Source organism: Myxosarcina sp. GI1(2024) (genome assembly GCF_053543375.1).
The window spans coordinates 1740392-1761016 of the sequence record NZ_JBKGTY010000001.1; the positions used below are offsets into that span (position 1 = coordinate 1740392).

General features: G+C 40.6%; 13 protein-coding genes, 1 tRNA gene and 4 pseudogenes. 8 read left to right on the forward strand and 10 right to left on the reverse strand.

The features are described 5' to 3' along the window. Positions 1–3: 3 nt before the first annotated feature. Positions 4–513 (reverse strand): annotated as a pseudogene (locus ACLFKQ_RS08325) (transposase). 711 nt (positions 514–1224) lie between these two features. Between ACLFKQ_RS08325 and ACLFKQ_RS08330 the strand changes: the two are divergent. Together ACLFKQ_RS08330 and ACLFKQ_RS08335 are read left to right on the forward strand one after the other, a co-directional pair. Then, on the forward strand, positions 1225–1584 hold the full coding sequence (locus ACLFKQ_RS08330; RefSeq protein WP_448999324.1) for a hypothetical protein: 360 nt from the start codon (positions 1225–1227) through the stop codon (positions 1582–1584). After that, a complete protein-coding gene (locus ACLFKQ_RS08335; protein ID WP_448999325.1) occupies positions 1565–2782 on the forward strand; it encodes a mechanosensitive ion channel family protein in 1218 nt (405 codons plus the stop codon). The genes ACLFKQ_RS08330 and ACLFKQ_RS08335 overlap by 20 nt, the downstream gene beginning before the upstream one ends. Before the next feature lie 488 nt (positions 2783–3270). Here the strand turns inward: ACLFKQ_RS08335 and ACLFKQ_RS08340 are convergent, their stop codons facing one another. The 5 genes and pseudogenes from ACLFKQ_RS08340 to ACLFKQ_RS08360 form a co-directional block, all read right to left on the reverse strand. Continuing rightward, positions 3271–3459 (reverse strand): hypothetical protein, encoded by a 189-nt coding sequence (locus ACLFKQ_RS08340; RefSeq protein WP_448999326.1) that lies wholly within the window; start codon positions 3457–3459, stop codon positions 3271–3273. 33 nt (positions 3460–3492) lie between these two features. After that, positions 3493–3669 (reverse strand): hypothetical protein, encoded by a 177-nt coding sequence (locus ACLFKQ_RS08345; protein ID WP_448999327.1) that lies wholly within the window; start codon positions 3667–3669, stop codon positions 3493–3495. A 64-nt stretch (positions 3670–3733) separates the two neighbouring features. Further along, positions 3734–4240: pseudogene (locus ACLFKQ_RS08350) on the reverse strand (ISKra4-like element ISPle2 family transposase); the annotation flags it as partial. A gap of 552 nt (positions 4241–4792) precedes the next feature. Beyond that, positions 4793–8095, reverse strand: coding sequence for a Swt1 family HEPN domain-containing protein (locus ACLFKQ_RS08355; RefSeq protein ID WP_448999328.1), 3303 nt, complete (start codon positions 8093–8095; stop codon positions 4793–4795). A 66-nt stretch (positions 8096–8161) separates the two neighbouring features. After that, a pseudogene (locus tag ACLFKQ_RS08360) lies at positions 8162–11050 on the reverse strand (DUF1156 domain-containing protein). Between the two features lie 325 nt (positions 11051–11375). On the opposite strand from ACLFKQ_RS08360, the pseudogene ACLFKQ_RS08365 reads away from it, so the two are divergent. Next, positions 11376–11675 (forward strand): annotated as a pseudogene (locus ACLFKQ_RS08365) (type II toxin-antitoxin system RelE/ParE family toxin). Positions 11676–11694: 19 nt separating this feature from the next. After that, positions 11695–12774, forward strand: coding sequence for a HigA family addiction module antitoxin (locus ACLFKQ_RS08370; RefSeq protein WP_448999329.1), 1080 nt, complete (start codon positions 11695–11697; stop codon positions 12772–12774). A 69-nt stretch (positions 12775–12843) separates the two neighbouring features. Here ACLFKQ_RS08370 and ACLFKQ_RS08375 read toward each other — a convergent pair whose 3' ends face one another. After that, positions 12844–16440, reverse strand: coding sequence for a helicase-related protein (locus ACLFKQ_RS08375; RefSeq protein WP_448999330.1), 3597 nt, complete (start codon positions 16438–16440; stop codon positions 12844–12846). A gap of 251 nt (positions 16441–16691) precedes the next feature. Then, positions 16692–17861, reverse strand: a complete 1170-nt coding sequence (locus ACLFKQ_RS08380) for a tyrosine-type recombinase/integrase (RefSeq protein WP_448999331.1) — start codon at positions 17859–17861, stop codon at positions 16692–16694. 206 nt (positions 17862–18067) lie between these two features. Here ACLFKQ_RS08380 and ACLFKQ_RS08385 point away from each other — a divergent pair. Continuing rightward, positions 18068–18141 (forward strand) — tRNA-Pro (locus ACLFKQ_RS08385). Positions 18142–18244: 103 nt separating this feature from the next. On the opposite strand, the gene ACLFKQ_RS08390 is transcribed toward ACLFKQ_RS08385, so the two are convergent. Both ACLFKQ_RS08390 and ACLFKQ_RS08395 read right to left on the reverse strand, forming a co-directional pair. Next, positions 18245–18499 carry a sigma factor-like helix-turn-helix DNA-binding protein gene (locus tag ACLFKQ_RS08390; RefSeq protein WP_448999332.1) on the reverse strand — a complete coding sequence of 85 codons (255 nt, stop codon included), beginning with the start codon at positions 18497–18499 and terminating at the stop codon, positions 18245–18247. Positions 18500–18527: 28 nt separating this feature from the next. Continuing rightward, a complete protein-coding gene (locus ACLFKQ_RS08395) occupies positions 18528–18677 on the reverse strand; it encodes a hypothetical protein (protein ID WP_448999333.1) in 150 nt (49 codons plus the stop codon). 249 nt (positions 18678–18926) lie between these two features. Between ACLFKQ_RS08395 and ACLFKQ_RS08400 the strand changes: the two genes are divergently transcribed. The 3 genes from ACLFKQ_RS08400 to ACLFKQ_RS08410 all read left to right on the forward strand — a co-directional run bounded on the left by ACLFKQ_RS08400 (position 18927) and on the right by ACLFKQ_RS08410 (position 20556). Then, on the forward strand, positions 18927–19172 hold the full coding sequence (locus ACLFKQ_RS08400; protein WP_448999334.1) for a DUF4160 domain-containing protein: 246 nt from the start codon (positions 18927–18929) through the stop codon (positions 19170–19172). A gap of 5 nt (positions 19173–19177) precedes the next feature. Beyond that, positions 19178–19600 carry a DUF2442 domain-containing protein gene (locus ACLFKQ_RS08405; RefSeq protein WP_448999335.1) on the forward strand — a complete coding sequence of 141 codons (423 nt, stop codon included), beginning with the start codon at positions 19178–19180 and terminating at the stop codon, positions 19598–19600. Between the two features lie 101 nt (positions 19601–19701). Next, positions 19702–20556 (forward strand): tyrosine-type recombinase/integrase, encoded by an 855-nt coding sequence (locus tag ACLFKQ_RS08410; protein ID WP_448999336.1) that lies wholly within the window; start codon positions 19702–19704, stop codon positions 20554–20556. The last annotated feature ends 69 nt before the right edge of the window (positions 20557–20625 follow it).

The window sequence follows — 20625 nt, forward strand, 5'->3', positions numbered from 1 at the left end:
TATCTAAGAAGCAACTAATCTTTTGAGCATCAGTCTGACAAAACAAAGGTTAATCTTGGTGGTGGCATTCTCCAGAGTTCGTTCAAAATTCTTGACCAAACTTTTACATCTCTCAATCCAGGAGTTGGTTCTTTCAATTACCCATCTGGCTCTAACTAGAACAAAGCCCGTTTTTCTTGCCTGTTGCTTCTGAGCTTTTGAAGGTTTGGGTGACAACTCAAACCTAATCTTGGTCATGATTTGAGGATAAATTTGCTTCAATTCCTAAATCAGTTTTGGCGGATGATATCCATTGTCAAGTAGAATCGTAATCTTGGGAATGTTGACAGGTTTAGATTTAAAGTAATCAATGTTATCTGACAACATTTCAATTAATCCTCGGTCATCAGATACCGAAGCTTTAGTAGAGTGACTAAAGAAAGGAAACCCCAAAGTATCTACTGCTAAATTTGTTCGAGAAGAAAACTTAGACAAGCTAGCTCGACAAAGGGTAATGTAATAGGGATAATTCATCAAAACTTGATTAGAACTGGCTTGGGCTATGGATTTGCCTACCATAACTTTTTTATTTATCCTTGTTGATGATGCTATCTCATATCCCGTTCTCACCAAATTAAACTTATTGATAATAGTCTTTCATCTTTTTGGAGACAATTTTACTCAATTTATTAACCAGCTTGCTTTCTGTCCTCTTGTCCTCTGCTACGGACTATTTTCATATTTTCTTGAGGCACTACCAAATGTTGCTGAAATTTAGGTCTGTCATTCGCCTAGCGGGACTTTGACAAAAAACTGGGTTCAAAAAGGGGTGAAAGCCTGATATATCAATTATTTAACCTCAAAACAGCTAAATTCTTAATATATCTGGGTTTCAGGCGATTTTACCTCGACGAGGTAAAATCGCCGTCTGGTGAGGCTTTCACCCCTTTTTGAACCCAGTTTTTTGTCAAAGTCCCGCTAGGTTTAACTAGTTTACTGGTCTGCTGGCTGATAATTGGCTGGCATACTCAAGTTTTAGGACAGATTTCGCTGAATAATCAAATCGACAGCACTAATCTACCTCCTTTAGAAGTAACGCGCTACGGCAATCTTGAGGTAACTTGGGTCAAGTCGGCTCTCGATCGACACAAACTCTTCCAAATTGCCTCTCCTACTGTAATCGATCGCAGTAGTTTCGAAGGCGAACGCCTTGCTGTAGAACTGAGAGCCAAAAATATTCAAGCTATGCTGCGGCTTGCAGTCAATAAAATTAAAGGAGATCTACGTACCCAAGTAACTAAAATATTAGCTCCTCAATCGGCTGAGAAACTAGACTCATTCTCAGCAAAAGTATTCGTTTCTACATTAAGAGAACGTCCGGTAGTTCAAGTCAAGACTTTCAAGAGTTCGCTTTCCCTAACTATTGCCACAGTGACTCAGTCAGATGTTAAATTTTACAGTCAAACTGCCGAGCAGATCGCCATTAACTGGCAAAAGAGCATTAGTGAAGAAATCGAGCGAATTGAATATTTGACTTCCACCTCGAGTAGTTCGCCGTCGCTTCTGGCAAGCAGTCGCTATTTTGGTGGGGATATTAGTTTTTAGTAGTATTTTAGGATTAATTTATTGGATACTCGGTCGTCGGCTTGGCAAGCTACAGTTAAAATACGATGCGGGAATTGAAGCCTCAAAATCGGCAACGGCAAAGATGCAGACTACACTGCAAGATAACTCCACAGAAAATTCCGGACCGGCAGCAGTTCCCAACTTAGAGACTGGTTGGTCAGAAAGCGCTCGCGACAGGGATATTTTTGAGAATGTATCCCAGCGACAAAAGAGCAGATCCGCTCGGATGAGAATCTACAAATTGTTGCGGTGGTTGTTAATATGGCTAGTTATTATCGGTTGGTATTTAAGCATCTACTCGATCACCACCCGTTTTCCCCTATTAATGCGCTATAGCCAAGCCATTTTATCCCAACCATTAAAATTACTGGTGATTTGGTTTCTAGTCGGTCTCTCACTTCAGGTGGCTAAAACTTCCATCCATCGCTCGATAGATGTTTGGAAAACTAACTCTTACTTGAGCTTTGGCGAATCACAGCGTAAATCGCTGCGTTTGACAACTATTACCACTGCCTTAGAAGGATTTACTGCTTCTATTTTGATTGGAGTAGGTGTAGTGCTGACTCTAACCTTGTTTAATATCTCTACCGGTTCGATTCTGGCAGGTGGTGCGGTAATTGGTTTGGCTCTTTCCTTTGGGACGCAAAATCTAGTTAAAGATGTGGTCAATGGTTCTCTAATCTTGTTGGAAGATCGCTTTGCAGTAGGAGATGTCATCATTATTAACGGGATGGATGGCTTTGTCGAAGGCTTTAACCTCCGCATTACTCAACTACGCAATCCTGAAGGACAACTCATTACAATTCCCAATAGTGCGATCGCCGAAGTCAGAAATTTAACCCGTCTGTGGTCGCGAGTCGATTTTACTATCGAAGTCGCCTACGAGAACGATCCCGATAAAGTTTTACAGGTTCTAGAGGAAGTAGCGCGAGAAATGTATGAGAGTCCCGAGTGGCAAGATAAAATCCCTTCTCCTCCCAAAATTTTGGGCATAGATGACCTTTCTCATTCGGGAATGCTAATTCGAGTTTGGCTGGTCACTGCTCCACTCCAACAATGGCTAGTGGGAAGAGAATATCGTCTGCGAGTCCGTCGCGCCTTCGAGAAACACGAGATTGTTATCGGTAGACCACAGTGGGTCAACTATGGGGCACCTCTAAATGGAGGGAGTTGCTGAATGACCAGTCGCTCTTGACCCTCAAAGCTTGAAATTTTCTAGCCAAGGCTGATTCTTAAACTAGCATTTTCTCTCTATCCTTAGAGCGGCGAGCAGCAAAGGGTAATGGAAACTATCAATCGCCTCAATGCAACTATGGGTAAAGATCTGACGGGGAGACAACCGCTAAAAACTAGAGACAGCAAGAGAGAAAGCGCGTTTAGTCACCTTCCCAAAATATGAGTCTAGGAAGTACGTATAAATACAAAGAGTTACAGAGAACCAGGCAAATACTTAAATCATCTTGAGCAAGATGAAGGGTCGATTTAAAAATCAGGAAAAATAATTGTCTGATAAATTAAACAGACAATTATTCAAGAAAATGTTGCCCCAATTCTATCTAGATTATCTCAAAACTTATCTCCCTGATGGGGTGAACGAAAAAAAGATGTGGGGAAAGAAAACCATATTAGCGTAAATAATACGATAACCAAACCCCTACCCTAATTTTAAGTACGCTCACTAATTCTACTGGCTTCTTCCAATAAATCTTCTCGACCCAATTCCAATGTATGTCGCACTTGTTCTAAAGCCGAAATAGAGAGCCGATTACGATACATTTCGACAGCTTCTAAAAAAGCCGAGCTACCTGCTTTGCCAATATATTTGTAACGAGAAGAATTGCCCTTTTTGGTCACAAATATCGGTTGGGTCGATTGCCACTTATAATACTAATAAGCTCCACCCTTTCCTTTAGCTCGAAAACGAATAATAGAGCTAGTCAGTTTGGCAACGGGAAAGTTAGCTTGAATATTTTCAATCTCTCGATTGATTTCATCAATCAAACCTTGTACTTGTGCGATCCTCTCGGCTAAATCTAATTGCTGTTGTTGTTTATTTTTGACCACTATTAAATGTAAAAAACACCAAGGTTATGGCAATAATTACGCTAACATGCTAACAACATTGTACGGGATCGCGACCAAAAAGATGAAAATGGTTGAAATCAAATTCTTGTCTTTGTAGAATATTACCAGTATGTTCAACTTGATTGGCTAGGCTTTTTTCCGTTAATTCCAAATGAGTCCATCTTTGAAAAAGACGATGAGAATTGGGGAATTCACTACTAACTCCCAAGGCACAAGCTAATTCTAAGACTATTGGTAGCCATTTATCTTGGGGTAATCCTAATTCTCGATCGACTTTTGCCCTGAGACCATCACCTGTTTGATAAACTCTGCGTTTAACGCTTATTTCACCTAATGGTGTATAGTACCTTTTCGACCATTTTGTTCTTGGGGTAGAGTATAATTGTTCTTTTTCTTCAATACGTGCTTGTACTAATTTTTGTTGCACAAAATTTCCCAATTTTAGCCAGATATCATGAAATTCCGTGACAAACTCGGACAAATTATTCCAGTCTGGTAATGAAAAAAGTGTTTCATTTATTTGGGACAGAATTGACTGGAAGTTATTCATTTTCTGTTGTAAGGAGTCGAAGGTTTAATTAGGTCTTACCTATGTTATTGTGAAACGCACGCTAACAAATCTCTCCTTCTCCACATCTTTTTTCGCTCACCCTTCTATTTCTCTCTCTGCGTGAGGATTACTAAAGCTAGAGAATTGAAGCGTGATTACAGATACGGATGATCAAGTCTGAGTTTTCATAATGTTGTTCTCCTTTGATTTAAGTGAATAAACTCAAAAAAAGGGTCAGCCCGAAGACCAACCCTGTAAAAAATAAATGTCTAGTTGTAGTTTTTGTTTTTTCAGTTGTTTTGTACTGCACCCCCAGGGGGGCTATGCAGTGATACACAATCAGCCTTTTTATCTCCATAAGAAAAACGTTAAATACAAAGCCAAAATTCTTATGCAAAAAAATCCCGCCAAGTTTTTATTTACAAAGAAGGCGGGGGTGGTTATCGATATTAGTGATTAAAAAATACAGCGTAAATAATTTTGCTCGTATCTTAAGATTTTTTGATTTTCAATCTCATAAAGAGCGATGGTTATTTAGCATGTCTCTATTGCCTATTCTTCCTCAAATTCCTGGGATTTAAACTTTAGAGTGCGGCAGTTTTCATTTACCGTGCGAATAACATTATCTGGTATTCCATTTTCTACTCTAGCTTCAATTTCTAAAGTAACTTTCACATTAGCACCTACCAAACTGGTTAAATGTTGTAATACTTCGTCAGCAATCTGCGAAGCATCTCGATTCAAACGTTCTGAGTCTAACTCTACCGAACCGTAGAAACGATGTTTTTTCTTTGGCGCAGGTGAATTTATTATTGGTGGGTCAATAATAGGAGGGTCAACGATAGGTGGTTTAATAATTGGCGGTGGTGAAGGAGGAGTTTGTTCTATTGCTATTTGTTGTTGTGCCACGTCGGGTTTAACTAATAAAGATGAACTACCCATAGTAGGAATAATTCGCTCACCAACTTCTAGACCGATATATTTCTGCTTACTTTCGTCATAACCTCCAGTCGCATAAGCAAAGTTTTCCTGCCATAGAAGATTACCTACTCCTTCAGATATAGCTTCAATTAAAACCTGTTCGTTTTTAAGTCTGGGTAAATAGAGATAGTTGGTGAAATATTTCCAGAGTGTTTTTAAATTGATATGATTGCTATTTTTCCAAATGTACTTATCGAGAATCTGATTTGCCAGCAGAGATGCGGCATAAGTAAGAATTAAATGTTCCTCATGAACTAATTTACGACTAGCCTGTAAGACTGAAGAATCTCTGCCCTGAAGTCTATATTCTTCCCATTCAACTTCTCCCGTAGGTTCGGGTTGGTCTGGAACGAGTAGCCACTGATAAGCATCTTGCAGCAACATTTTAACAGTGTTGTCGGCATCGTTTAGCTTGGCTGCTGCTTGTTTATTTTGAAAAGGATTTAAATTGAGAACCTCTTTGTCTTCGACAATTGATTCCCAAGCTAAATATTGATTTACCCACTGAAATAAATTTTCTTTTTTGTTTTGGTCTGGGGCGAGAAAAACCAGAAGATTTTTGCAGTAGCGAGGAGCAGTATCTTTTTGTTCCAGTATCTGTTTAGCTTCAACTAATGCTTCACTGTTTTGAGCTTTTGTACTATGAGTAAGATTGGGGTGAAGCAAAACTAATCTAACTCCCATTGTTTCTTCGTCGGATATATCGGATGAAGAACTAGGAGCGATGTGTATTCCAGCAAAATCACCTGTTGCTCTCTCTTTTTTAAGTCTTTTAATGATTTCATCCCAGGTTTGGTCTTCTCTAACCTGGGTAGCACGGTCAATAGCGGTGCGGGTTACATTAGGTTGAGTATCAATCCAGTATCTCTCGCTGTTATCAACATAGAAATAGGTTGCCTGGTTAGTGAGTCGGCGTAAGGCATCGCCAAAGGTTGCTACATTCTCTCCTGGTTGAGTACAACCTAATTTAATCCGACGAATATCTACACCCTTGTTGGCGGCTTTTTGCAGTGGTGCAGAACCCATATAAATAGTTCTAGTTACACGACGACAAGCCGAATAGCGTCCTAAATTAGAATTTTGTCCGTCGAGATATACGGGAAGGGAGTTAGTTCCATCTACATCTTTGTCAATTATGGGCAACCAATTATCTTCCAAATAGCGGGTTAATTCTGACTGTACCTGGGAATCTGCCATCGGTACGTTTGCAGGTAAAATCATTAAGTTTTTATCATTTTCTTGCCATAAGTAGCTAATTACCTTTGCCATCAAACGTAATACCCCACGAGTACGTTGAAACTTGTCTAAACTCGACCAATCGCTGTAAAGTCGTTCAAATAGTTCGGGATGGATGGGATAAGCATCTTTCATTCGTCTTTCAAAATCTTTTTCGCGACATTCTGCGGGAAATTCCGTTTTTTGGTCGCGATACATCTGGCTGAAAGTACGAATTACTGTATCGCGGGCGGTAAATAAAGTGGGGTCGATAATATCTTTAAAGAGACGACGGCGAACGATATGAAAGCTTTCTTCTGCGGTAGCAGGTCGCCAGGGAGATTCTACCCTACCAATAGCATTTTTAAGACGTTCTGTGGCTTCATGACCTCTTTCTCCGCCCTTTTCAATGTCTGATGCGGGGATACTGACTACTAGTAAAGTTTGGTCGGCATTTTTAGCTGATTCACTCAGAGTTTGAACAAAAGTAAAATGAGTATCGAAGCTGCCTGCAGGCAAATCGCTCACTTCATGCAGTTGACGGGCATAAGCTACCCATTCATCAATGAGAATTAGACAGGGTGCGTAACGATTGAATAGTTCTTTGAGCTTATCCCCAGGATTGGTAGAGGTACGGTCTGCATCTGCGACCATTTCAAAACCTTCTTTTCCCCCTAATTGGTAAGCGATTTCACCCCAGAGAGTTCTGACTATTGTGCCATCATTTTTCTCGTGAGGAATCCCAGGAGAAATTTTTTGACCGACAATGACTACAGTGTTGACATTTGGGGGAGGATTATCGATGCCCGATTCGGTAAAGATAGCCTCGCTTCCAGGTAAATCTTGTGCGGAAACACCCAAGCAGAGATGATAGAGAGCTAGCATGGCGTGGGTTTTACCACCACCAAAGTTAGTTTGTAGTTCGATTACGGGGTCACCTCCTCTACCACTAAGACGTATCAAAGCATTAACGAGCAGGTTTTTAAGTCCTTCTGTAAGGTAGGTGCGACGAAAAAACTCTGTAGGGTCGCGATATTCATCGGCACAGTTTTTATCATCCAAGTAAACCTGCCACAAATCCGCAGCGAATTCTGCTTGTTGAAAGCGTCCCGAAGCCACATCGTCGTGAGGAGTCACAATTTCTCGCCAGGGCTTTAAACCACCTTGAGGATTGCTTTCAATAGCAATATTAGATGCTTTACGTTTTTCCCAACGAGCTTGTTCTTCAAAGCGCAGACGCAGTAGTTCCTGTTTTTGCTTTTCCACAGCATCTGCTTGAGGCGAAGAAATAGCCGAAAGTAGTCTAGCGATACTATCTAGAGCGCGATAAGTATCGTCAGTAGAAAAATTACGACCGTGCGCCCAATCATTGCGAGTTTCTCGTAATTCACTAACTAAAGAACGGTCGCTATGTCCTAGAGTTTTTTTGAAGACATCCTGCCATTTATCACACATGAGAATGAAGAGAGCCGAGATATCTTCTTGAAGAATTTCGTCTACCTTTTTTTTGGTGCTGTAATTATCAGGAATACTCGAAGTAGCAGCCAAAACCCATTTATCTCGGTATACCGAGCGCATCTCACGTTCTATAAATGGATACAAGCCCTCTTTTAAGGTATCTAATGCTCTGCCTACTCTTTCTTTGTTGGTGATAGCCATGCGGAAAACTCTAGCGGTGATGTAATTTAGAGTTCCCAATCTTTGGTAACAAATTAAGATATTTGTTTAAATATTAAGTTTTCCCTGAACTGATTTTGGTTGTCGTTGCTCCATTGCCGCTAAACGGGAGATTTCCGACCAAGAAGTAACGAGACTGTTATAAGAGATTGCTTCAGTTGTCCAGCCGTGTCTATCGCAAATTACATACAACTGATAGGCTAAATCTCGACAGACTTCACCTTTTTCTCCTAACCGAGCTAGTAATGAAGCTGCCTCTGTTTCTCCTTGTTTATCGAGAGTGTGGATTAATTGCTGAGTTGCTTCCCATTGAGGGATACGGTTATCGTCTGCGGGATTCCAAGTTTCGGATAATTCTTCTCGTTTGAGCAGTCTGACTTTACCGTTTTTGGCTTGCAGAATGCCTGCTTCTTCTAAACCTTTGATACTTGTATTTTTGGCTTTAGAGAGGGTTTCGGCATCGCCATACTGTCCTTCTTCAAACTGTTACTGTTCAAACCAAGTCAAAGCCCAACGGGTATCAGGGTCAAATTCTCCTTCCTGCTCATTGAGAAATTCATCGATATAGGAGTTGATTATTTGCAAAGCGGTACGGACGCGCATGGGATTACCGTCTGCTTCTAATACCTTGCTGTAGCGAGAAAATACAGACATTCCTAAGCCAATACTGGCTTGTGCTAAATCTACAGGAGCGATATTGCCTTGTTGTAAGGTTGCTAAATCGTTGGGAAATTCTTTTTGGAGTTGTTTGAGAAATTGACGGCGGGTAGCTGATGGAGCATCATCTGGACGAGCGCGACAAACTAAAACTATGGAAGAAGCCAGAGCATTTGATGAATGTCCTCTCATTCTATTGGCTAATTCTGTCCGCATTGGTAATGTACCAGTAATCGAAAACCCAGCCCTTATTAAGCCTTCGAGCATGGTTTCCCAACCAGTTGAAGCAATATTGTGGCTTGTCCCGTTTTGTATTGCTTCGCTTTCAGTTTGTTTAAAAGCGTAATAGACAGAAAAAGGATAGCTATCATGAGCAGTTTTTCTTACTTGAGTAAAAACCTTTTCCAATCCATCTTCAAAGAACTTTTGTGCTTTTACTCGACTACCATGACGATGTTGGTCTGCTACTAATTCTGCTTCTTTGGGAGTAGCCAAAGTAGTAAATAGTTCGGGATGAATTTTGTTTAACGAGCGTCGCATCCAAACATAGAAAAAGTCAGATAAATCTGAATAAGGGACAGCATCATAGTATGGTGGGTCAGTAGAGACTATTATTGGCTTTAAGTTTTTACCAGAAATATTTGTTGCATCTGCCTGTCGAACAAAACCTTTTGAGTTACAAGAAGAAAGTTCGATTACTTTTACAACCCAGTCTGATGCACCAACAAAATTACCAGTTGAATCACTTAGCGGGTTAGTTTCTACATAATCCCAGGTCATAGAAATAGATTGCCGTGCAAAAGTATTACGGGTACTATCTCTACTAACATCCCAAGAACAAATAGTAGAATTTCTATCAGACAACCTATCAACAGCAAATCCCAAATAAGTCGCTACAGCATCACTATAAGCAGTTGCGCTTGTTCCTTCTGAACTTAGCGATAAACCATCATCTTTTATTCCATTAGCGATTGCATCTTTTTTAATTGCCTCTTTGACTTCACTTACCAAATCACTGAAAGTATTTAGAGCAACCAATTGACGATTAGTAAAAAGGTCGCAATGTCTGGTCATTCCATAGCGAGGAGTACCCATATACTGAGGATGGGTAGAAAGTTCTGTTTCAGGTTTCCATTCTGGCTTTGCTGACGCAGCAATTCTTTCATGTTCATTATCGGGAGATAGATAAATTCTTCCCCTATCGCCTTCAGCCACAATAGCCATCAACTGAGCATCTATCCGTCCCGCTTTTCCTTCACTGCGAACATAATCAAGATTGGTAGGAGTAGCACAAGCAAGACATACAGCCCCTTTTCTGCTAGTTGTTCCATCAATAAGATTTCCCTTACCAGTTTTGACTTCAAACTTAATCACTGGCAGACTTTTACTTTTATCAATAATTGGTTCTACCCAAGCCTCTTTACCCTTTTTCTTAGAAAGCTGAAACGACCGCACCAATGGCATTTGGCAACCACAAGCAGGATTAGGACATTTAACCGTTCGCGCCCATAACCAAGCAATTACAGTAGCTTCACCACCACCATGTTCGTCGGGTAACTCAACCTTGGGATAAAGATGTCCGATACGTTTTTCTGCTTCATCTCGCATCCATTGACCGTAGTAGCGTACATCTTCCGCTAGTCCCTGCGCTCCCCGCCATTGATTGATGTCTTTGGTTTTTCGTGCTTCTGGATTGACTGGTGGTTTATCTTTGAATTTGGGCGGAATCTCTATCAAAGCCTTGGTAATTAACACTGCCACAGGATTCAAATCGCTGCCATGAGCCTCAATGCCCAATCTTTGAGCTTCTAAAGGTATCGAACCGCCACCACAAAAAGGGTCGTAAACTGGCGGAGCATGTTCTTGAAGATATTTTCTGACTGCTTCTGGTTTGGTAGGTGGTTCGTCCCCTCTATCCCATGCCAAACAACGAGCAATTTCTTTCTGTGCTGCTTCAATGACGGGAGAAGTACCACTCTCATCGGTTTTTATATCATCCCAAGAAACCAAACCCCGTACTACCTGCTTGGACTTCCCTCTTACTTCTTCCGTTTCAATTTTGCCGATTAAGTCGTGTAATCGTTGTCTTTCAGCCTGTTGTTCCTCTTCTGTCGGAAACTTATCGGGATGTGCTGATGGGTCATCTACCAACGAAGCGAATAATACCGCCCGACAAGCAGCCAGAGGTCGTCTTGCCCACCACAAATGCAGCGTAGAAGGATGTCCGTGACGAATCGATTTTTCTCTTGCTGATTCTTGGTTGATTGCTTCAAGAGGCATGGAAACTTCGATGAGCTTTTTGCTGGTAAGTCATAAAGTTGGCAGATAGAACAACCAACTATTCTTGCTTCTCTGTCGAGCGATACGCCTCAGTAATTCTTGAGAAAATTAATATTCTCAGTAAATACAGTTAAATAAATTCTATTTCGGTAGATATTGTTAAACATATTTCGCTACAGTCCTGTGAAAGTAACTCTATTAAATCTTCATAGTTATCGGGTATGAAATAGGTATACAATAATTATAAACTGGTTGATTCACCCCAAGACTGAATCAACCAGTTTATAATGCGGAAGACTCTTCTGTATTTAATAGAAGGTGAGATGTGAGGTTTGAATTTAAGAAAAAGAAAATAAAATTACTTTATACAGAGGAAAAAGATGCTCACAAATATCCTGGGGTTGTAGATAACTTCTTTGAAGTTATGGCAATTATTGCAGCAGCCGAAAGCGAACAAGATTTATATGCCAATAAAGGTCTGAGATTTGAAAAACTCTCAGGTAAGCGAGGTTAAAAAAATCAAAGGTCGTTACGTCTGAATCAACAATGGCGTTTAATTGTAGTACTCGAAAAAGATGAAGACGGCAAATATATCCTAATTGTCGATATCGAGGACTATCACTAGGGAAGGGGAGAAGGCAGAAATGAGCAACATTTTAACACCAGCGAGAGTAATATCACCAGGACGCATTTTAGAGCGAGAATTAGATGCGCGGGGTTGGACTCAAAAAGATTTAGCCGAAATTACCAATCGTCCAGCGCAAACAATCAACGAAATCATTAAAGGAACAAAACAAATTACTCCAGAAACAGCTAGAGAATTATCGGCAGCGTTGGGAACTACTGCGGAATTCTGGACTAACTTAGAAACCAATTATCGCTTAAATCTGGCAAAAAAAAAGCAGAAAGAAGAAGAAATTGAGCGTCGGAGTCGTTTGTACACTCTTGCGCCGATTTCCGAATTGATTAAACGCCAATGGATAAAATCTACAGAATCTTTGGATGAGCTTGAGCAATCTGTATGTAAATTTTTAGATATTAAATCTCCACAAGAAACTCCTCAATTTTCGGTTAACTTTCGTCACAGTCAAATTCTTGAACCAGAATACACTGCCAAAATTGCTTGGTGTAAAAGAGTAGAGTACGTTGTTAGTAAGCAAACACTTGAAGAGTTCGAGCTAAATAAACTTCAAAAAGCAATTCCCGAACTTCTTAGATGTGCCGAACGAGAGGAAGATGTAGCCCGTGTTCCTCAAATGCTAATCAATTTGGGCGTTCATTTTGCGATTGTTCCTCATCTAAACAAAACATATTTAGATGGTGCTGCTTTTTACTTGGGAAATCATCCAGTAGTCGCTCTTACCTTGAGACATAATAGAATCGATTGTTTTTGGTTTAGTCTGATGCACGAACTCGGTCACATTGTTGCTGGACATCGAGGTGTGTATCTGGATAACTTGGACGAACTAGAAAAAAATTCAGAAGAAGAGGAAGCAAATAAACTAGCTCGTAATTGGTTAATTGATGAGCAAGCCTTGAATTCTTTTGTTGAAACCAAATCAAAATTTTCCAAAACAGCAATAACTAACTTTGCTCAGGCTCAAAATAGACATCCAGGTATTATTCTCGGTCGTCTTCAGCATGAAAATTTAGTTCCCTATCGAAATTTGCGAGTGCTATTAACTAAAGTAAAACCTTTCTTATCTGATTGGATTTATGATTGAGCTTATTTTATCTGCTGACAAACTCAATCAGCGATAAATTGCAAGTGACTGCGTTTTTCCAATTCTTTATCAGGCTGGTTTTTGACTGCGTTCTCTCAATTCTCTTAAATTGTAATTAACGCTAGTAACATCGAAGTCAGGCTCTTTCTGAAATGCTTGTTTGATATAGAAAATCTTACAGCCATCATCTACTATATAGCTACTGGAATGCTCTTTAGCTTTCCAAGCATCATTTTCGCCAAACTCTTTTGATGGTGGTACTTCAACTAAAGCCAAAATATAATCATTAAGTTTATTTAAAGCCGTCATAATTTCGTTTTTCGTTACAGTTATGGTTTCAGCTTGTTTAATTCTGCCTTTTACTTCAATAAATCTCAGCTTTCCAGTTTCGGGAATACGGGATTCGATATCGTAACCGCATTTGAGATGGCTAACATCTTGCGGTTCGTGTCCTAGTTTTCTCTCTGCTGCTATCACAGCATCCATCGCTAATTTTTCTACCCGTTTGGTTTCCCTGGCAAACATCTGGGCTTCTGGTTCTCTCTTACCCAGTAATCTCTGGAGTAAACCCATTGACACAACTAATGCTCCCCCTACTACTACAGGAGGCAAAGGAGATAAACGTCTCTCCTGCTGTAATTCATCGATACGTCGGGCTAATCTAGCTTGTAGCTCATCGGCTCTAGCTCTAGCTTTGGCAGAGTTAATCTTAGCGTTAATTTTCCCTGCTTCTTCCTGTTGTTTGAGTTCGGCAGCGCGATAGTCCCAATAGTTAATTTCTTTGGTAAGTTTGTCTTTAACTGCTACCAGGGTTTTATCGATAAGTTCTTCTTTGTGCTGCTTGACCTCTTGCAGATGTTGGGGAACTATCTGAGAAATAGCATATTTGGTTGCTTCAGCTTCAATGTCTTTTGGTAAATTGGACTCATTTAAAAAGTTTTCCACTACAGTTTGTTCGGCTTCTAAGAGAGGTCGATAATCGAGATAGGGAGCATAACCTGCATTGCGAATTAAGATCTCTTCTAGTTTTTCTTCACCAGTGGTAGATGGAAATAAAATTTCTACATACTGCATTCTACGAGATACAATTCTTCTCTTCCCCGATATATCGGTTTTGGCATCCTGAATTGAGTGTTGGAGAGTAACTAAAATTCTTACTTCTTCGCTAGGGTCATTTTCATCTACTAAAATACTTCCCTGTTTGAGTACGTCCGGATGACGCTCTAAAACCAAATCGATGGTGGCATCTAGGAGAGAATGACCAGGACAGATAAAGGCAGCTAGAGGCTTACCAGGAACACTAATTAGCTCTTTATCAAAACAGATTCTTTCATAGCGCATCATTATTGGTTCTCTGGTTCCGATTTGACGACCTCGATTGCGAATCAAAGCAGGAACGTTACTAATCTGGTAGCGTTTGGGTTCTCTCTGACGAATCACTCCCCCTAGATGCTGGAAGGCTTCGATAAAGAATGAGCCGATAAAATGGGGTTGCAGTTTTCTAGCTTCGGCTCGTTCCATTGCCTCGCGAATACGCTGAATTTTGGTAATATCCATCGCATCCCGCGCTAAAACCTTTTCTGAAAGCAGGTCTTGTAAGTGTTCTCGATTTAAACGATTAGATACTTGTTTCAGTTTGGCTCTAACCTCTGGCGAATCCCCATAACGGATAGCATCAATTAATAATTTTCTTAACTCAACACCGTCAATAGCTTTACCTAGAACATCAAAAACCTTACCCCCTAATGCTTTCTGCTCTACCTCTAGTTTTCTAAGTAGCTTGAGATAAACGTCCCCTTCTCTAGTTTCGGCTGCGACGAGATTCCAAAGATGACAGACTTCTGTTTGTCCGATACGGTGAATCCTACCAAATTGTTGTTCGAGACGATTGGGATTCCAAGGGAGGTCATAATTAACCATCAAATGCGCTCGTTGTAGGTTAATTCCTTCTCCCGCAGCATCAGTAGCAATTAATACCTGTATCTCTGGGTCTTGGGTAAAGGCTTCTTGAGCTTTACGTCGTTCTTCTCTTCCCGAACCCCCACTGATAATTACTACGGTTTCCTGCTTGCCAATTAGGTTACGAATTCTGTCTGCCAAATAGTTGAGTGTGTCTCGATGTTCGGTAAAAATGACCAGTTTGCGGCGATGTCCTTTCACATCAAATAATTCAGCTTCATTTTGCAGGATTTGACTCAGTTCTTCCCATTTCCTATCCGTACCGCCAAGCTTAACCTGTAAGGCTAAATTTTCTAATTTTTGCAGTAGGGCAATTTCTAATTTGAGTTCTGCTATAGTTCGAGCAGCCGTAGCTTGGTCAACCAATTCTTCTTCGGTGGCTTCTCGTTCGTCATTAGGCATATCGTCTTCAAATTCATCCCAGTCTTCTTCTTGGACTCTAGGAAGATTTTGCCAATCTAGCTCTATTTCCTGTCCCCGTTTGATTAACTCTTCTTCTCTGAGACGTTTTTCTAATCTTTCTCGTCTTCTTTTTAAAGATTGATAAATAGCTTCTGGAGAAGAGGCTAGCCTTCTTTGAAGAATAGTTAGAGCAAACCCAACCGTTCCTTTTCTACCGTTATTACTCAAAGCATCGGCGCGGTTGAATTCTTCCCGCACGTACCCAGTAACTTCTGAATATAATTTTGCTTCTAAATCTGACAGATGATATTCAACGGTATACGCTTTCCGTTCTGGAAAAAGTGGTTTACCATCGAACTTGAGCAGGTCTTCTTTGACCAATCGCCGCATCAAGTCTGAAGTATCTACTGTATGTACCCCATCGCGGAATTTACCTTCAAAACGGTCTCCATCCAGCAAAGCCATAAATAACTGAAAGTCGGTTTCTTTACCGTTATGAGGTGTAGCAGTCAGGAGCAAAAAATGGCGGGTCAAACTGGATAACAACTTGCCTAGCTTATAGCGTTTGGTTTCTCTAATCTCACCACCATAGAAAGAAGCCGACATCTTATGTGCCTCATCGCAGACAATAACATCCCAATCAGTCTGTTCTAGTTTGGCTTGTAGGTCGTCATTACGACTCAGCTTGTCCAAACGGACAATACTTAAAGGCATTTCGGCAAACGCATTACCGCTACGGGCTGCTTCTATGCGGTCATTAGTAACAATCTCAAAGGGTAAATGAAATCGTCGGAATAGCTCATCTTGCCACTGGTTAGCCAGAGAGCCTGGACAAACAATTAAACAGCGATGTAAGTCACCTCGAATCCGCAATTCTGAAATGAGCAGTCCCGTCATAATAGTTTTTCCCGCACCAGGGTCGTCTGCTAGTAAAAACCGCAATGGTTGGCGGGGTAACATATCTCCGTAAACCGCAGTAATCTGATGGGGAAGTGGTTCGACTAAGGACGTATGTACCGCCAGCATGGGGTCAAATAGATGCGCCAATTGAATACGATGGGCTTCGCTAACCAAACGGAACATTCTACTGTTACCGTTAAAACTCCAGGGCAGAGATGAGGTGACAATTTCTAATTCTGCTGCGCGTTCTCGAAAGATTAGTTCGTCACCTGTAACTCCATTAGTATCCCTGTAGGTAAGGGTGACAACATCCGAACCGTGCCATTGGGTATCGATAACTGTAATTAGTTGATTGGGTAATACTCCTTTGACCGTTGCTCCTTTAGTTAATTCCTCTAAGCGCATTCATCTCTACCACTTTCTCTAGACTTTTTCCAAGTTAGCCCATTATTTTTGGAATTAAGTTAGGGGAATAAGTCTAGCTAAGGAAGTGATAGGTATTTGAGCATTTTTAAATTAGAGGTCATAGTTAAAATCGTAATTTTCCGAGGACAGCTTGAGAATTAATTTGGTTAACTTGTTAAAATTCTTACAAGGATTTAAATAGTATCTTTGAACTAAAAGAGGAGGCTATTACTTCTCCTCTTTTTTGTAAGTTAAAGTTCTGGCACTTCAAATTGTTCTTTACTGGCTAAGTAATGCTTACATATCATCTCTGTACTATTCCCAGACAATCTAGCCACAGTAGCAATATCAAATCCTTCCCTAATAAGCCGAGTAATAAATGAGTGCCTGAGACTGTAAGAACGTAAAGCTTTATCTAATATCCCATCACAAATTAAGCCTTCTATTACCGTTTTCCAATAACGGCGATTGAACGTTTTCTGGTTGATATAACCTAGTGAAACACTCGGAAATATGAGATTGTGTTCGTTTTTGATTTTAGCCATTGAATTAATCAATGCCTTAAGCTGTTGATTGACTGGGAATAGTCTAGTCTCGTGTGTCTTGGTATGGGGTAATAAGACACCCTGACTGTATGCTTTGTTAAATCGAATGTAAAGCCTATCATTTTTCTGTTTGATCTCATCCCAAGTTAAGGCATGACATTCACTTGGTCGGCATCCTACAAGGCTAATAAAATCAATCATTGGGGCATAGTATGAGTGGGGATAAACGCTACATACTTTCACATATTTATCCTCATAAAAAGCATTGACTATGGCTTTTACTTCTTTAGGTTCATAAGCTTCTATTTGTTTTTTACTGCGTTTCTCTATCGGTATCGCAGCATAGACATTACGTTCTATTTTCCCTGTTTTGACTGCTAAATTAACTGATGGATGGAGGCAGTTAGAAAAGATAGGCAATATAGAGCCTGGACTATAGCGACTAAGTAAATGGGCTATGAACTCGCTGGCTTTATCAAGTTTTAAAAGTTCTTTTGGCGTTCTACCTAAATAGTGTTTCTCATATTGCTTCCAGTGCTTCTTTCTTGTAGTAGCAGCCACCCTATTTTTACTTGTGTCTTTGTAAGTTTCCCAAAGGTCAATTAAACTAGGTTGTTTATTGGCTATTTCAAGCTTGGTAGCACGTCTGACACTATATTTTGCAAGTGTATGGTCATAATTTCCCGTCTCAATATCTGAATTTATTACAGTTGCAAGTCTAATAGCTGAAGCCCATACAACATCATTATCTTTGCCTACCGTTAAATCTTCTTTTGTGTTTGTGGGATATGTGAAGCGAATTTTAATTGAACCGTTTCTCACTGACAGGCTGATGCGCCCAATTTTAGCTTTTCTCTCTTCGTTGTTGATATACATAGTGTTTCACCCATCAGGTGCTAACACACGATTTACACACGATTTAAAAAGAGAACAAAAAAATAGGCTTATTTGACCAGCCAAATTGAAGATGTCGCTAAAGTCTTTAAATAACTTAAGAATAGCTACACCCCTCTATCTAACTAAATCACAAAATTATTTACGCTATTTACACGAAACAATGTTATGATAAATATTCGTGAAAACGGGGCGTGGCGCAGCTTGGTAGCGCACCACTTTGGGGTAGTGGGGGTCGTGGGTTCAAATCCCGCCGCTCCGATACATATATAGTAAGGGTTTTGGGGCTTTAGCCTTTGGATATCTATTTGGTTATTCTTATAATGACACCAATTCGACACCAAATCTAATGCTTAATAATAACTTTAAGCTGCTGAAACTAAGGCTTCAGATTTAGCTGAAACATTTGATAAATAACCCCAACGTCTTCCAGATTTAATATCCTTAACCGTACTTCGGGAAATATTGAACTGAGAGGCAATCTCTTTTTGAGTTAATTGAGTTTGAGATAAATAATGCTTAATCTGTTTGACCTGAAACTCAGTTAATTTAGCAAACCCATTATTCTCACCTTGGGTATTTACTTTGGGTCTTAGTCTGTTGCTGTGGGCGTGAGACATATTCTCGGATGCTGTAGCCCATTCCAGATTACAGGCATGCTAGATACTTTTTCAAGTAGTCGATCGCCTCTCCAGTCTCACCAGCTAGACCCATACACCAGATAGCGATCGCTTTGTCTTTTGAGTCTGGCTTACTGAAAGTGAGCAATGCCTTTTGCTGGTAATCTTTAAAATCCATGTTTTTGACCTATCGCCTCTCACCTGCCAATCTTTCAATCTCTCAACTACATTTGGGTTAGCTTTTCCATCTCTACGATAACGATAGATTAGTACGCTACTGAGATTCATCAGACTGCTCAGTTCGCTATCGCTCAATCCTTCATCTGTTGATGGTTCTGGTTCTGGTTCGGCACTAACGACAGTTTTTACTCCCGATAACTTAGCTTCTACTTACCATTACCTAAGCGGTTGGGATTAAAATATAGTAATGGCTACTCTATTGAGGATAGAGGGATACATAGTGAGGATTTGGTCAAATGACCATTTGCCCCGGCACGTTCATGTTTTCAAAGGTGATGGTGAATGCGTAATTAATCTCGTTGGCGAAGGTGGTAATCCCGAACTACGGGAGTTTTACAATCTGAAGCGTAAAGAAGTAGCCAAGGCAATCCGTATAGTAGCCGACAACCAACAGAAGTTAATCGAAGCGTGGAATAGAATACACGGAGTATAAAAACAATGGCACAGTTAAGCGAACAGCAGATAGAAGCTCAGATTGATGCGGCAATCGCCCGTCAACCAGAAATAGATGCAGTAGAGCCAAGAGCCAATCAGGTACTATTCGATGACGGTAGGATTATTGTTCACTTTAACAATGGTGCGGTATTTTCTTTTCTAACCAAATCGGTAGAGGCGATCGCCTCGTTGTCAGAAGAAATACTAGCTACCGTCGAACTAACACCATCGGGCAAAGGATTGAGATGGGATGAGCCAGACATCGACTTAAGCATTCAGGGTTTGTTGTTGGGAATGTTTGGTAGCAACGTCTGGATGCACGAGATAGCAGCTAAAGGGGGTCAATCTACATCAGAAAAGAAACAGGCAGCATCGAGAGCCAACGGCAAGAAGGGTGGTAGACCGAGAAAAGTTGATTCAAAGTAATAGCTAAAAAATCTTAAATATCGTCTTGACTAATTTGATAGATAATAAAGTGCAACAAAACCCCCCTATATTGTTATACTTTTTCCAATACCTCTGTATTAATGACGAATCAGAACAAAGTTACTAATACAGCGAGCGATCGCGAGTTAATTTTAATTTGGTTGGTTGGGAAATCGGAAACGACCCAGATAAGTTATCGCTCGACGGTGGAAAAGTTCATCGAGTTTATTGATAAACCGTTGTCTGAGGTGAAGTTAGAAGATTTACAGCTATGGGAGCGAGGATTAAAGGCTCGATTTAAGCTTACCACTGTAGCGAACAAAGTTTTAGTAATTAAGTCGCTATTTAGTTTTGCTGTCAAGACGGGGTATTTAACTTTGAATGTAGGCAGCTTCATTAAGCCACCGAAGGCTAAAGACGATTTGGCGGAGAAGATTTTAGATGTATCCGATGTGCAGCGATTGATTAAGTATGGGGTCAAGAACGAACGCGATCGCTTAATATTACTTCTCATGTACGGCTGTGGCTTGAGGGTGTCAGAAGTTGTGGGGCTAACTTGGAATGATTTTAAAAAGCATGGTGGCTGCGGAAAAGTAACGGTATTGGGGAAGGGTTCTAAAACTAGAGTAATAATTATCCCCGATTGGCTGTGGGCGAGGGTTAAAGAGTTTGAAAAATACCATCGCGTCAACCAGTACGTTTTTATTAGTCGTCATCATAATAAGATGAATCGCGTTGTGGTGCATACGATGATTAAACGAGCCTGTAAGCGGGCGGGTATTGATGAGAGGGCATCCGCGCACTGGTTAAGACATTCTCACGTTTCCCACTCTCTAGAAGCTGGCTGTAATTTGAGGTTGCTACAGCAGAGTTTGGGTCATGCGAGTGTGACTACTACCGAGAGATATCTGCATATATCACGCGATGCTGGTAGTAGTCAGTTTATTGATTTTTAGATGGTTTGGATTGGGGAAGGGCGGTAAGCTCTCTGGGCATGGCTTCGCTACGCGCTCCCTGGGAAAGAC

Bases quoted from the DNA above. Each gene is read 5' to 3' on its own strand.
- ACLFKQ_RS08330 (WP_448999324.1), top strand. From the start codon at position 1,225: ATGCTGCGGCTTGCAGTCAATAAAATTAAAGGAGATCTACGTACCCAA.
- ACLFKQ_RS08355 (WP_448999328.1), bottom strand. From the start codon at position 8,095: ATGGCTATCACCAACAAAGAAAGAGTAGGCAGAGCATTAGATACCTTA.
- ACLFKQ_RS08370 (WP_448999329.1), top strand. From the start codon at position 11,695: ATGAGCAACATTTTAACACCAGCGAGAGTAATATCACCAGGACGCATT.
- ACLFKQ_RS08375 (WP_448999330.1), bottom strand. From the start codon at position 16,440: ATGCGCTTAGAGGAATTAACTAAAGGAGCAACGGTCAAAGGAGTATTA.
- ACLFKQ_RS08380 (WP_448999331.1), bottom strand. From the start codon at position 17,861: ATGTATATCAACAACGAAGAGAGAAAAGCTAAAATTGGGCGCATCAGC.
- ACLFKQ_RS08390 (WP_448999332.1), bottom strand. From the start codon at position 18,499: ATGTCTCACGCCCACAGCAACAGACTAAGACCCAAAGTAAATACCCAA.
- ACLFKQ_RS08395 (WP_448999333.1), bottom strand. From the start codon at position 18,677: ATGGATTTTAAAGATTACCAGCAAAAGGCATTGCTCACTTTCAGTAAG.
- ACLFKQ_RS08400 (WP_448999334.1), top strand. From the start codon at position 18,927: ATGGCTACTCTATTGAGGATAGAGGGATACATAGTGAGGATTTGGTCA.
- ACLFKQ_RS08405 (WP_448999335.1), top strand. From the start codon at position 19,178: ATGGCACAGTTAAGCGAACAGCAGATAGAAGCTCAGATTGATGCGGCA.
- ACLFKQ_RS08410 (WP_448999336.1), top strand. From the start codon at position 19,702: ATGACGAATCAGAACAAAGTTACTAATACAGCGAGCGATCGCGAGTTA.